Annotated in this window: 6 protein-coding genes and 1 pseudogene; 6 read left to right on the top strand and 1 reads right to left on the bottom strand. The window is 76.9% G+C overall.

The genetic code is table 11. From position 1 onward, the window contains the following. The first annotated feature begins 184 nt into the window (after positions 1-184). The 6 genes from ACFU7Y_RS25360 to ACFU7Y_RS25335 all read left to right on the top strand — a co-directional run bounded on the left by ACFU7Y_RS25360 (position 185) and on the right by ACFU7Y_RS25335 (position 13684). Positions 185-1042, top strand: coding sequence for a DUF4132 domain-containing protein (locus tag ACFU7Y_RS25360; protein ID WP_374120030.1), 858 nt, complete (start codon positions 185-187; stop codon positions 1040-1042). Beyond that, positions 1039-6138 carry a hypothetical protein gene (locus ACFU7Y_RS25355; RefSeq protein WP_224282085.1) on the top strand — a complete coding sequence of 1700 codons (5100 nt, stop codon included), beginning with the start codon at positions 1039-1041 and terminating at the stop codon, positions 6136-6138. Before ACFU7Y_RS25360 ends, ACFU7Y_RS25355 begins: the two co-directional genes overlap by 4 nt. Next, entirely contained in the window at positions 6135-7295 is a 1161-nt protein-coding gene (locus ACFU7Y_RS25350; RefSeq protein ID WP_224282084.1) for an AAA family ATPase, read from the top strand. Before ACFU7Y_RS25355 ends, ACFU7Y_RS25350 begins: the two co-directional genes overlap by 4 nt. Positions 7296-7299: 4 nt before the next feature. Next, entirely contained in the window at positions 7300-10893 is a 3594-nt protein-coding gene (locus ACFU7Y_RS25345; RefSeq protein ID WP_380769752.1) for a DUF5682 family protein, read from the top strand. Positions 10894-10895: 2 nt separating this feature from the next. Beyond that, positions 10896-12860, top strand: coding sequence for a hypothetical protein (locus ACFU7Y_RS25340; RefSeq protein WP_380769751.1), 1965 nt, complete (start codon positions 10896-10898; stop codon positions 12858-12860). A gap of 365 nt (positions 12861-13225) precedes the next feature. Then, positions 13226-13684, top strand: a complete 459-nt coding sequence (locus ACFU7Y_RS25335; protein ID WP_224285457.1) for a MarR family winged helix-turn-helix transcriptional regulator — start codon at positions 13226-13228, stop codon at positions 13682-13684. 194 nt (positions 13685-13878) lie between these two features. On the opposite strand, the pseudogene ACFU7Y_RS25330 reads toward ACFU7Y_RS25335, so the two are convergent. Continuing rightward, positions 13879-14313 (bottom strand): annotated as a pseudogene (locus ACFU7Y_RS25330) (hypothetical protein); the annotation flags it as partial.

Genomic DNA, 14313 nt, shown 5'->3' with positions numbered 1-14313 from the left:
GCTGCCGTCCGGCAGCCGCCCCGTTTTCTTCTCCTCTTCGATCATTCGTTCGAGTGGTTTGAAATCTGCATGTCACGACCCGAATGACCCCGCCCGTCGCGTTGTCAGTGGGCCTCGCTACGTTCCTCGCATCGCTGGTCAGCAGGCGATCGACAGGTGTTTCCCAGGTGGGAGGAGTACGGCCGTGGCATGGGTGGAAACGGGCGCGGGAGGGTACCGCGTCGCGCTCGACGGGGAGGGCAGGGTGGTGTGCCGCAACGCGGCGGGCCGCGACCTCAAGTCCGTACCGTCGAAGCTCGGTGACGACCCGGTGGTCACCCAGCTCAAGCAGCTCGCCGAGTGGCTGGCCGCGCACGAGCGCGGCTGCCTGGAGGACGTCGAGCGCTGGATGGTCCGCTCGCTGCCGGTGCCCGCCGCCGTGCTCACCGCCGTGTGGCCGGACGAGGCCTGGCAGGGCGTCCTGAAGGACCTCGTGGTCACCGCCACGGACGGCTCCGTTGCCGGCTTCCTGCGCGGCGCCGACGCCGAGCGCGGCCTCGGCCTGGTCGACCTCGACGGCGACACCGTGCGCCTCACCGACGGCGAGGTGCTGATACCGCACCCCGTCCTGCTCCAGGACCTCGACGAGCTACGTGAGTTCGCCGTCGAGCTCGGCGTCTCCCAGCGCGTCCAGCAGCTCTACCGCGAGGTCTGGCACCGGCCCGCGGAGCCGCCGGCCGGCACCGAGGTCACCACCTACGCCGGCGGCCGCTACCGGGAGCTGCGCGAACTGGTCGGGCGCTGCAACCGGCTCGGCTGCCGGGTCCGCGGAGGCTCCGCCGTCCAGTCGGTCACCGAGGGCGGCCGCACCGTCGAGGCCCGGGTCTGGGTCGGCGACTACTACGAGTACGACGCGTGCGAGACCGGCCCGCTCAGCTGGGCCGGCCCCGACGGCCGGGCCCTGCCGCTCACCGGGATCGGACCGGTCGCCTGGTCCGAGGGCATGCGGATGGCCGCCGCCCTGTACGCCGGCCGCACGATCCAGGGGGAGGAAGCCGAATGACCACCACCGGCCTGACCACGACCACCACCGGCCCGGACGGCACCGGCACCGGCCGCACCGCGACGCCCGAGGAGCTGCTCGACGCCGGGGCCGTGCTCCCGTCCGGCACTCTGCCCGACGCCGGCCGCCCCGACAGCGCCGCCGACGTGCTCACCGCCCGCACCTACACCCACCCCGCGCTCGACGGCCGCCGGATCGTTCGGCTGGTCCCCGGCGCGCTCGGCCAGGCCGAGGACCTCGCCCTCGACTTCCTCGGCCTGGCGCCGGAGCCCGCGCCCGCCGAGGTCGGCCAGGTCCGCCAGGAGGCGCTCGGCTTCCCCGCCTGGGCCCTGGTCCACGACCCGGCCAACGGCCACCACGCGCTCGCCCTGGTCAAGGAGATGGAGCGGCTCGCCCGCCAGGCCACCTCCAAGCCCGGTGCCGCCAAGGACGGCTTCGACGAGCTCGCCGTCCGCCTCGGCCGGGCCGTCCCGCACTTCCTGCCGACCTTCTGCGAGGAGGTCGGCCGGATCTTCCTCGGCCACGGCAACCAGACCTACGCCGCCGCCTGGTTCGGCAAGGCCCGCGAGGCCGAGCGCACCCACGGCCTGACGGTGGACGAGGAGCGGCTGCGCGCTGTCTTCCTGGAGTTCGCCCTGGCCGGCGCGCTCACCGTCAAGTCGCTGCGCCAGTACGTCAAGGAGCTCGCCCAGCGGCTCGACCCGCTGACCGCCTGGCAGCGCTTCCGCCAGCTGTGCACCGAGCGCTCCGCGGCCGGCATGGCCCCGTACGCCGGGGTCGCCGAGGACGCCCGCGCCCTGATCAAGGCCGCCGGGCTGGACCGCGCCGAGCACGAACGGGCGCTGCTCGCCGAACTGCTGGACTCCCCGGCGGTCAACCGCGCACCCGCCGCGTTCTGGAAGTCCTGGCACGGCGCGCTGGTCGAGCTCGGCCGCGGCGACGCGGCGGTCCGCGCCCGACTGCTGGAACTGCTGCCCGACCCGGCCTCCTCCGACCTGGCCCCGCACGAGGCCGCCTGGCTGTCGCTCCTCGCCGAGACCGGCGCCGAGGAACTGCTCACCGGCCCCCGCCCCGAGGGCGCCGAACCCGCCGCCGCCTGGCTCCAGCGCTGGTGCCACCACCACGGCCGCGGCTGGCGCACCCGGCCCAGCTGCCCGTCCACCCTCGCCCTGGCCGGCCGGATGGTCGAGCGGCTGCGGGCCGACGCCGTCCCGGTCGACCTCTTCACCGGCATCCGCGCCAGCCACACCCGGATCGACCTGCTGGACCTGCTGCTGAGCGCGGGCGTGCCGGTGGCCGACCCGCCGGCCGGGCTCGGCTTCGACCTGCGCGAGTGGGCCGCGCAGTGCGGTGCCGACAGCCCCGCCCTCGCCGCCGTCGGCGCCGACGACCGCTTCCGGCCGCTGCTGCGCCGCGCCACCCCGTCCGCCTGGGAGACGGCCGTCAAGCGCCAGGCGCCCGTCCTGCCCCTGCTGAACGAGCTGTTCGCCGAGTGGGCCGAGGACCGCGCCGAGGAGCTGTCCGCCGCCCGCGGCCTGGCCGGCGCCGCAGACCTGGTCCGCTCGCTCGGCCAGTACCGCACCGCCATCCGGACGGTCGCACCGGCCGTCGCCGAGCGGGTCGCCGCCCTCGACGTCACCGCGCTGCTCACCGACGCCCTCAACGCCGGCATCCTGGACGAACTCGGCTGGCCCGCCCTGGAGGAGGCGCTCGGCAAACTCGCCGACCCGCCCGCCGCGGACGCCCCGCAGCACCCCGTCCCCAGCCTCGGCGTCGCCGGCCTGACCGGCCTGGTCATCGAGGACGCCTGGCCGCACCTGATCCTCGCCCGCCTCGACCGGGCCATCGTGGTCGGCCCGGAGGGCATCGTGCTGGAGCACACCCTGCGCCTGCCCGAGCCGCAGCACCGGCGCGACCGGACCAGGCTGCGCCTGGTCGACGGCGAGCTGCTGGTCGTCCGCTCCCACGAGGGCAAGCAGCTCGCGTACTGGTCCAGCCGCCCGGACGAGCAGTTCGAGCTGGAGGGCCAGACCATCGCCGGCTACTACTACGGCGACCAGGAGCCCGAGGCACCGTCCCTCCAGCTGCCCGGCGGCGGCCGCACCACCGGCGAGCGCCCGCTGCACGCCGGCGACACCCGGATGCCCCACGAGTACCGCGTCCTCGGCGACGGCACCGGGTACTGGACGCTGCGCCACGCCCCCGACGGCAGCCCCGTCCTGCGCGAACTCGACCCGGCCACCGGCACCCTGGGCCGCACCGCCGAACCGCCGGTGATCGCCGCCACCGCCCAGGCCGGCCGACTGGTCCAGGGCAGCACCTGGCTGCTGCCGCTCCAGCCCGGCCTGGAGCGGACCCCGCTCGGCACCGACGGCACCGTGCTCGGCAGCTGGGCCCGGGTCGAGCCCGGCAAGGCCGTCACCACCTTCACCGCCGACGGGCAGCGCATCGTGCTGCCGCTGGACGGGCACCGGGCGGGCACCGTACCGGTCGGCCGGCTCGCCCTGCCCGGCGCGGCCTCCCCGGTGGTCAGCCACACCTCCGGCGACCACTTCTCGCTCAACCTGCCCGACCTCACCGGCCACGCCGACCGCACCGTCGACCTGCGCCCCGGCCGCTCCGGCGAACTCTCCGCCGCCGGCACCCCGCTCATCCCGCCGTACCCGCACTGGCACGCCCTGCGCCCGCGCGACGAGGCGGGCTCCAAGGTGCTGCGCGCCGCCACCGCCGAGCAGGCCGCCCGGCTGATCGACGCCGCCTGGCCGGTCGACACCGAGCCGGGCCCGGAGGACGAGCAGCGCTGGCTCACCGTCCAGGGCGTGCGCCGCCCGCTCGCCCGGCACGGCAAGGCCCTCGGCTCCCTGCCCGTGCAGGCGGTCGGCGCCGTCCTGCCCGGCATCGCCCACCCGCAGCTGCTGGCCGGCGTCGCCGGGCTCGCCCGCGCCGCCGCCGACCTGCTGGGCCAGGTCGCCCGGTTCGTCCCGCAGCCGGAGGCCGAGCGTCCCGAGAAGGCGAAGAACACCGAGTGGCAGCCGGACCACGGCCGCGACGACGAACTGCGCGAAGCCGTCCACGCCGTGCTGCCCGAGATCGGCGGCTTCGGCGGTTGGGGCTCGTCCGGGAACTGCTCGGTGCTCAACAACCTGCGCACCGTCAGCGCCGTGCTGGCCGCGCCGCCCGCCGCGAACGGCGAGGGCTGGTCCACCCCCGCCAACGTCACGCTGCGCGGCGGCGACGCCCACCACGGCTGGTTGCACCTGCTCGGCCGGCTCCATGCCCTGGCCTACGCGGTGGCCGCGCCGTTCACCCGGCCCGCCCACCGCTCCTCGCTGGTCCTGCTGCTCGGCGAACTGACCAAGGGCCCACTGGCCGACCGGGGCGCCACCCTGCGCGAGATCGTCCTCGCCGAGCAGGCCCCGGCGGGCGCCAACGCCACCAGCGGCCGACCGGACACGCACCGCCAGGGCGAGGTGCTGCGGCACGGCGAGCGCACCGTCGTCATCCTCGGCCACCAGCGGCGGTACACCGACGGCACGGTGCACTGGCTCGCCGTCGACCACGACCCGAGCGGGGAGTTCGGGCCCGTCGCGCACTTCACCACCGTCGAGGAGCGCGGCACCGAGGAACTGGTCTCCGCGGCCTGGGTCGCCAAGTTCTGGCGGGTCGCCGCGCTGCGCGGCGTCGTCCCGTGGGATCAGGCCAGGGCCGAAGCCTTCAGCGAGCTCACCGGCATCGGCACTGCCCGCTCCGCCCTGCTGCTCAGCCCGCCGGCCAGGCTGCTGCACTGGAACGGCGACCCCATGCCCGCCGAGTTCGGCCTCAAGTCCGGCGAGTTCAAGGCCGCCCGGGCCTGGCTGCGCGACCACGACCACACCGGCCTCGCCGCCGTCTGGGGCGCCCTGCTGCCCGCCGACCCGAAGATCCTGTGGACCGAGGGGCCCGACCTCGCCGCCGGGGCCGAGGAGTGGATCCGGCGCTTCGGACGGCTCGTCACCCTCCCCGAGGAGGCGCTGGCCACCGTCCAGGGCGTGTCCATCGACACCGTCGAGGCGGTGCTCAACCCCGCCCACACCCCGTGGCTGACCCGCCGCACCGGCTTCCGGCTCACCGACGAGGGCGGGGCCGTCCCGCGGCTGGTCCCCGAGGACGCCTCCGCCGTCCCCGACACCGGTGCGCTCGGCTCCACCATCGGCGCGCTGCGCTGGCTCGCCTACCACCTGCCCGCCGACAGCCCGCTGCGCGCGCTGCTGCCCACCGCCGCCACCGCGCTGCGCGACCGCCTGACCGACCAGGAGCTGCTGCTCGACCTCGACCTGATCCGCACCGTCAAGGGCGCCTCGCTGGCCGCCGTCCTGCGCACCCACTTCGGCCTGCCCGCCGAGGGCGGCGCCGACCCGGACGGCCTGGTCCGCTGTGGCCCGGCGCTCGTCCTGACGCCGTACCACGAGGACTTCGAGCGGATCTGGCTGCGCCCGGCCGCCCTCACCGGCCCGGACGACCCCCTGCTCGAACTTCTCGACGGGCTCTCCGGCAGCTACTGGTTCTCCACCGAGCGGCGCGCCATCGAGTCCGTGCTGCGCGGCGAACCGGAGCGGCTGGCCGCCTCCGCCGCCGCGGTGCCGGCCATCGGCGAGGGCCCCGCCTGGCTGCAGAACCCGCAGCTGTCCGCTCCCGAGCTGGTCGCCGAGGTGTCCCGCACCCACGGCCTGGGCGAGGACGCGGCCACGCTCTACCTCCAGCTGCTCGCCCTGCCCGACCCGACCGACCGCAATGCCGCCCGCTGGACGGGCTGGAAGCCCGCCCGGCTGAAGAAGGCCCGCGCCGAACTCGCCGCCACCGACCTGGTGCTGGAGGCCAAGCGCGCCCGGGCCGGCCGCAGCCTCTTCCTGCCCGGCGGCTGGCAGGAGGCCAAGGCGCCCGCCCTGCCCGCCGAGACCTGGAAGGCCGCTTTGTACGAACTGCCCACCCACCGGCCCGCGGTGGTCCCGCTGCCCGTCCCCGAGCTGTTCGCCCGGGCCTGGCAGCGGACCGTCGAGGGCGACACCCCCGGCTACGAAGAGCTCCAGACCAGCAAGCGCAGGAAGGCCCGCCGATGACCTCCACCGAGACCACCACCGGAGCGGCCGTCACCGCCGCGGACCGGCAGACCGTCCCTCCCGAGGAGAAGTACGCCGCCGAGCTGGAGTTCCTGGCCGCCCACGACAGCGGCCCGCGCCCGCCCGGCTGGCGGCTGACCCCGCGCGCCGTGGTCACCTTCGTCATGGGCAGCGGCGGCGAGAAGCTCAAGGCCGGGCGCAAGAGCCTGGTCATCGAGCCGAAGTTCGTCGGCGAACGCGCCCTCGTCGAGCGCTGCGTCGTCACCCTCGCCGGGGAGCGCGGCCTGCTGCTCGTCGGCGAGCCCGGCACCGCCAAGTCCATGCTCTCCGAGCTGCTCGCCGCCGCCGTCTGCGGCACCAGCGCGCTCACCGTCCAGGGCACCGCCGGCACCACCGAGGACCAGCTCAAGTACGGCTGGAACTACGCCCTGCTGCTCGCCAAGGGTCCCAGCCGCGAGGCCCTCGTCCCCTCGCCGGTGCTCACCGCGATGACCACCGGCGCGGTCGCCCGGGTCGAGGAGGTCACCCGCTGCCTGCCCGAGGTCCAGGACGCCCTGGTCTCCCTGCTCTCGGAGCGGCGCATCGCCGTCCCCGAGCTGGCGGGCACCCCGGACGCGCAGCTGCACGCCGCAGCCGGCTTCACCCTGATCGCCACCGCGAACCTGCGGGACAGGGGAGTCAGCGAGATGTCCGCGGCGCTCAAGCGGCGGTTCAACTTCGAGACGGTCGGCCCGATCGGCAGCCTCGCCGCCGAGGTCGACCTGGTCCGCCGCCAGTCCACCGCCGCCGTGGCCCGGGCCGGCGCCGCCTACGGGGTGGACGACGCCGTCCTGGAGGCCCTGGTCACCGCCTTCCGTGACCTGCGTACCGGCCGCTCCACCGAGGGCTGGGACGTCGAACGCCCGTCCACCGTGATGAGCACCGCCGAGGCGGTCTCCGTCGCCACCTCGCTCGGCGTCAGCGCCGCCTACCTGCCCGACGGCGGGGACCTGCTCGGCCGGCTGCCCGGCCAGCTCCTCGGCGTGGTCCGCAAGGACGACCCGTCCGACGCTGCCCGGTTGCTCGGCTACTGGGACGGCCCGGTCCGCCGCCGCGCCGAACAGGGCGCCGCCACCTGGCGCACCCTCTGGGACCTCCGCTCGGCACTGGAGGCCTGATCCGATGAGCAGCGCGGAGATCTCCCGCCCGGGCGACGCGGACCGGGCGGTCCGGGCCGAGGCCGACCGACTGGCCGCCTCCGGCACCGGCCGCCCCGGGCCCCACCTGATCGGCGTGCGCCACCACGCGCCGTCCCTCAGCGCGGTCGTCCCCGCGCTGCTCGACGCCGCCCGGCCGCAGGCCGTCCTGGTCGAGCTGCCCGCCGAGTTCCAGCCCTGGCTCGGCTGGCTCGCCGACGAGGCCACCCAGGCCCCGGTCGCCCTCGCGGCGGCCCCGGCCGGGCCGGAGGAGACGGCCGGGCCCGCGTTCTACCCGTTCGCGGACTTCTCGCCGGAACTCGCCGCCCTGCGCTGGGCCCGGCGCAACGGGGTGGAGGCCATCGCCTGCGACCTCCCGCTCGCCCACCGCGCCGCCCGCACGGCGGCCGGCGGGCCGGGGCGGGGCGGGGCCGCCGACCGGGCCGAGCGGCCCGGCGTAGCCGACGCGCTGCGCCACCGCCTCACCGGCCGGGACTCCGACGAGGACCTGTGGGACCGCCTGGTCGAGACGGCCGCCCCCGGCTCCACCCCGGAGGCCGTCCGGCGGGCCGCCCTGATGGTCGGCTGGGCACTGCGCCGGGACGCCGAGACCGGCCCCGGCGTCGACCCGTACGACCTGCGCCGCGAGGCCTGGATGCGGGCCCGCATCCAGGCCGCCTCGGCCGGCGGGCGCCGGGTCGCCGCCGTGATCGGCGCCTTCCACGCACCCGCCCTGCTGGACGGCCCCCTCGCACCCGAGGAGCCGCCGCACCCGGACGACCCCGGGCACGTCCTGTCCCTGATCCCCTACACCTACCCGCTGCTCGACGCCCGCTCCGGCTACCCGGCGGGCATCCGCGACCCGGAATGGCAGCACACCGTCCTGGACGCGGGCGGCGACCCGGGGCGCCTCGCCGAGGCGCTCACCACCACCGCCGTCCGGATCTGCGCCGCCCTGCGCGCCCAGGACCACCCCAGCGGCCCGGCCGACGCCCGCGAGATCGTCCGCCTGGCCGGCGACCTCGCCCGGCTGCGCGGCCACGCCGCCCCCGGCCGCGGCGAACTCGTCGAAGCGGTGCAGACCGTCCTCGCCCAGGGCGAACCCCTCGGCCGCGGCCGGGCCGTCGCCCGCGCCCTCGAACAGGTCCTGGTCGGCACCCGCACCGGCCGGCCCACCCCCGCCGCCCCGCGCAGCGGACTCGCCCCAGCCGTCGAGACCCTCCTCGCCGACCTCGGCCTCCCCGGCCCCACCGACCCCGGCCCGCGCGACCTGCGCCTCGACCCGCTGCGCAGCGACCTCGACCGCCGCCGCGAAATCCTGCTGCACCGCCTCACCGTCTGCGAGGTCCCCTACGCCGAACCCGTCGCCACCACCGGCGCCGGCGGCACCGACACCCTCGGCACCCGCTGGCGCCTGCACTGGACGCCCGCCACCGCCGCCATGCTCACCGTCGCCGGCACCCGCGGCGTCACCCCCGCCCAGGCGGCCGAAGGCGCCCTGCGCGCCCGCCTCTCCGACCAGCCGACCTCGCGCGAGATCATCGACGGCCTCACCGCTGCCGCCTCCTGCGCCCTCCCCACCCTCGCCGAGACCCGCCTCACCCAACTCACCGCCGTCCTCCCCGCCTCCGCCACCCTCTCCGACCTCCTCGACGCCCTCGCCCTCCTCGACCGCCTGGCCGCGGGGCACTTCCCGGGCTTCGCCCCAGGGGGAGGTACCGATCCCGGCCCGCTCTCCGGGCCAACGGGCCGGCCCGTCCTCGCCGCGGCCGGCGAGGTGCTCACCGGTGCCGCCGTGCGGCAGTTGGAGGGGCTGGGCGGGTCGGACGATCCGCAGGACGCGCGGGCGCTGGTGGAGCTGGTGCGGCGGGCGGACCGGCTCGGCGGGGTCCGGCTGGCGTACGTGCTGGCCGAACTCGCCGAGCACGGGAGCCCGTTGGTACGGGGTGCGGCCGGTGCGGTGCGGGTGCTGCTCGGGCAGGAGCCGGCCGACGTGCTGGGCGGCCGGGCCGCATCCTGGGTGGACGGCGCGACCGGTCCCGAGGCGCGACAGACGCTCGGACGGGCGCTGGTCGGTCTGCTGACGGCTGCGGAGGGGCTGTTCGACTCCGCGCCGCAGGCGCTGGAACCGGTGCTGGAGCGGGTCACCTCGTTGCCCGACGATGCCTTCCTGGACCGGCTGCCCGCGTTGCGCGGAGGGCTCGACACGCTCAGCCCGGCCGCCCGGGACCGGCTGCTGGCCCTGGTCGAGGAGCGCCTGGGCACCCGGCTCGCCGCGCTGCCCGAGGAGGCCGGGCCCGCCGTGCTCGCCGGCTGGGTGCGCGCGGACCTCGCGGCGCGCGCGGCACTCGCCCGTCGCGGTCTTCTCCCTCCGGCCCCCGCGGAACCCCCGATGTCCTTGGAAGCCACGGACGTCGCACCGCCGCCCACGGCCCCGGAGCGGCTCCTCACCACGACCAGCCCGCCCCGCACCCTCGCCCCCGCCGAGCGCTGGCGGCTGCTCCTCGGCCGCCCCGGCAACGGCGGCCTGACCGGGCGCGGTGCCCGACTCGCCACCGCCCTGGACGAGTTGTACGGCAGCGGCCACGGCGAGGGCTCCGGCCCGGGCCTGGACAGCCGGGGCAGCAGGGGCGGCCGCGAGGCCCCGTACCCCGGGGTGCGGGAGTGGGCCGAGGAACTGGAGTCGCTGTTCGGCCCCGGCATACGCGAGGAGGTGCTGGCCGCCGCCGTCGCGCAGGGCCGTACCGACGTCCTGGAGACGATCGCCCCGGCCGCGGTCCGCCCGTCCGTCGACCTGCTGCGCACCGTGCTGGACCACGCGGGCGGCCTGCCGGAGGCCAGGGTGGCCCGGTTGCGCCCGCTGGTGCGGCGCCTGGTGGACGAGCTGAGCCGGGAGTTGGCCACCAGGCTGCGCCCGGCCCTGACCGGGATCGCCGTGCCGCGCCCGTCCCGCCGCCCGGGCGGCGGGCTGGACCTTGACCGGACCATCCGGGCCAACCTGGCCACCGCCCGTCCCGCGCCGGACGGCGGCACGCTGATCGTGCCCGAGCGCCCGGTCTTCCGGACCAGGGCGCGCCAGGCCAACGACTGGCGGCTGATCCTGGTCGTGGACGTCTCCGGCTCGATGGAGGCCTCCACGGTGTGGGCCGCGCTGACGGCCTCGATCCTGGCCGGGGTGCCCTCGCTGAGCACCCACTTCGTCGCCTTCTCCACGGAGGTCCTGGACCTCACGGAGCGGGTGGACGATCCGCTGAGCCTGCTGCTGGAGGTGAGGGTCGGCGGCGGCACCAGCATCGCGAGCGGGCTGCGCTACGCCCGGGAGCTGGTGACGGTGCCGTCCCGCACGCTGATCGCGGTGGTCAGCGACTTCGAGGAGGGCGGGCCGGTCAGCGGCCTGCTGGCCCAGACCCGGGCACTGGTGGACTCCGGTGTGCACCTGCTCGGCTGTGCGGCGCTGGACGACACCGGGACGGCCCGCTACTCGAAGGCGGTCGCGGGCCGACTGGTCGCGGCCGGAATGCCCGTGGCGGCGTTGAGCCCGCTGGAACTGGCCCGCTGGGTGGGGGAGAAGGTGCGATGAGCATGACGGCGCGGACGAGTGACTGGCCGGGCGTGCGGCCCGAGGTGGTCGCCGAGGTGGTGGCCGGGCTGAGCGCCCGGCTGCAGAAGCGGCTGGACGGCGCGGCGGCGAAGCTGGCGGAGCGGCCGGTGGCCCGGGCGGGCGACGAGTGGCGGGTGGAGGTGGACGAGGAGACCGTGCTCGTGCTGCACGCACCGGGCGGGGTGATCGCCGGGGAGGCCGATGTCCGCTGTGGCTGTCTGCTCGCCCCGGCCTGCGTGCACCGGGCCGCCGCCGTCACCCTCTGCCCGCTCGCCGAGGCCGAGCCCGAGCCCGAGCCTGTGGTCGAGCCCGAGCCCGAGCCCGAGCCCGGGAACGACACCGGGACGGCAGCCGCGGCAGGCCGGGAAGGAGCCCGGGAAACTCCCGAGGAGTCGACCGGCCAACCGGCCCCCGCCCCCCTCGCCGCCGCCGAACTCGCCGCCGTCCGCCACCTCCACGGCGCCGCGGCCGCCGTGCTGGCGGCCGGGGTGAGCGGCGCGGGCGCCGTCTCCCAGGCCGAGCTGCTGCGGGCCGCCCACCGGGCGCGCCTCGCGGGGCTGCACCGCCCGGCCGCGGCGGCCGTCACCGTCGCCACCCGGGTCCGGGCGGCGCGCTCCGGCGCGCCCGACCACCGCCTGGTGGACCTGGTGGCCGGCCTGCGCGAACTGCTCGGCCTCACCACCGCTCTGGCCGCGGGTACCACCCCGGTCGCCGAGCTGCGCGGCACCGCGCGCCAGGCCTACCGGGAGGAGGGCGGTCTGCGTCTCTACGGCCTGTTCGCCGAGCCGGTGCTGACGGCCACCCATGCCGGCGCGGTCAGCTGGGCGGTGGACGCCGACGGACGCCTCAGCACGATCGCCGAGGTGATGCCGCACGACGACGCGGCGTCCGCCGCCCCGCAGGCGCTCGGGGCGGGCAACCGGACGGTCCGGCTGGGCGACACCGCGCTCAGCCACCGCGAGTTCAGCCGCACCGGGTTGGCCGTCCAGGGCGCGACCAGGTCCACCGGCGGTCGGCTGGGCGCCGGTGCCTCGGTACGGGCGGTCCGCGCGGCGGGCGCGGCGTGGACGGCGGAGCCGGCCTCCCGGCTGTGGTCCGAACCGGCACCCGCCCAGGTGGCCCGGGCGCTGGCGGCGCAGGAGCTGCCCTACGAGAGCCGCCCGGCCGGGAGCGACCTGCTGTTCCTGGACGTCACCCTGCTGGGCACCGCCCCCACCGGCCCTGGCGGGACGCCGCAACTGCTGGCGCGCTGCACGACGGACGGCCCGACCGGCGGCCCGACCGGCGATCCGGCGGCCGGCGGTCCGGTGATCGTCCTGCGCCCGGCGCACGAGCACCCCGGCCTGCCGTTCCGGGCCAACCTCGCGCTGCTCGCCACCGCGCCCGGTCTGCGGCTGCGGGTGATCGGCCGCCTGGAGCGCGCGGACCGTCCGGAGCTGCGCCTGCTCGCGATCGGCACGCCGCCGGACGCCTCCGACCCGCTCGCCCTGCCCGCGGACCGGGCGGCCAGGGTCAACCTCGGCCTCGAACGCCTCCAGACCGCCGACCTCGCAGCGCCCGCGGCCTCCGCCCCCGGGCCCGCGACGGCCTCTGCCCCCGGGCTCGGCCTGGCGGACGAGCCGACGGCCCCGGCGCCGTACGGCCCGCCCGTCCATGTGCTCGGCCGCCGGGTCGAGCAGACGGTCACCAGCGGCCGGCACGCCCTCGCCCCGAGCGAGGCCTCGGCGGCGGCCGACCGCGGTCTGCTGCGCGCCGCGGGGCTGGCCACCGCCGCCGAGCTCCTCGACGGTCTGCGGGCCGCCGCGGTCAACCGGGACCGCGACGTCTTCGGCCGGATCGTCACGGACGACCACGAGGCCTTCGCCACCGCCTGGCTGACCGCCGCCTCCTACACCGAGGAGCTGGCCACGGCGCTGTGTGCGGCGGCCTGGTCCGGGGAGGGGTGAGGGCCGCCCGGGTGGAGGCAGGGGGAGTGTGGCTCCGTGCTCCGGTCGGCGCCCTGAGCGTCGGCCGGGCAGGGTTTCACCGGAGTCGGCCGGAACCGAGCGGGCACGGAAGGCAGCCTCCCCGCGGACGGGGAGTCCCCTTGCTGCCGACTGCTCCACGAGGTGTCCCGGCACCGTCACGGCTGAGGCCCCGGAGCAGCGGTCGTCGGAGCGAGGACCCGGCAGGGGTATACGTCGAACTATTTGCACAGACCGATATTCCGCGCCAACTGGCATACTTGTCCCAGGAAGACACCGGAGGAGCTCTCGCGCAGGGCCTCGTCCGGCGCACGGTACGCCCAGCGCGACGGAAGGGTAGGCGAGTCATGGGAATCCGCGACGATGCGGCCGAGGTCCGGGCCCGTGGCTGGCGGACGCTCGCCGCGCTGCACGGCATGATCGACACCGCGCTGGAGAAGGCGCTCCAGGCCGAGTTCAAGCTCTCGGTGGTCGAGTACACGGTGCTGGAGGCGCTCTCCCGCCAGGACGGCTGGCACATGCGGATGCAGCAGCTGGCCCGCGCGGCGGCGCTGAGCAGCAGCGCGACCACCCGGCTGGTGAGCCGTCTGGAGGACCGGGGCCTGCTCAGCCGCTTCCTCTGCGCGGACGACCGGCGCGGCATCTACACCGAGCTGACGCCCGAGGGTCGCGACCTGCTGACAGCCGCCCGCCCGGTGCACGACGCCGCCCTGGAGACGACGCTGGCCGAGGCCACCGAGGTCCCCGAGCTCGCCCCGCTGGTCGAGTCGCTCGCCGAGCTCCACCCGGCCCACACCAACGCCTGAGCCCACACCAACGCCTGAGCCCACACCAACGCCTGAGCCAACCGCCCACGCTTGACCCAACGCCCATGCCTGAGCCCGGACCGGCGCCTGAGGCCGATGCGGCCTGCCCGTGCAGGGGCCCGCGCAGGCCCCGCCCCGGCCCGACTGCTCCGGCAGCCGGCCGAGGCCGCGCCAGGGCACGGTGTGCCGCGCCGTCACTGCTGTTCCTCGGCTCCCCGGACGACGTTGCGGGCCCGCCGCGGCAGGACCCGCGGGGTGCCCGGTTCGCCGTCGGGGCCGCCGCCAGGGCCGTTGTCGGGCAGCGCCGCGGTGCCGTGGTCCACCGTGGGACTGCCCGACAGTTCGTACATGCGCGGCAGTACGGGACGGGGCACGACCACCGCGCCGGGCAGTCCGGGGATCTCGGCACCGACCGGAAGGCCCCCGTTGGCAGGTGCGTCGGTGCGGACGGCACCGCCGACCCCCGCGGCGCCCGGACCGGCGACGTCCGTGGTGCGCGCCGCCGGGGCCTGGGGCGTGACCGGGGCGTAGGGGACGGCAGGAGCTCCCGGGGCGCCGAAGGGCCCCGGAGCCCCCTGGCCACCGCCCGGCAGTCCGCCGGACCCGGCGGCCGTCGCGCCCGCCGGCGC

The organism is Kitasatospora sp. NPDC057542 (assembly GCF_042801945.1).
Taxonomy (GTDB): Bacteria; Actinomycetota; Actinomycetes; order Streptomycetales; family Streptomycetaceae; genus Kitasatospora.
Note: the sequence above shows the minus strand (reverse complement) of the source record. Positions and strands in the feature narration are given on the sequence as shown.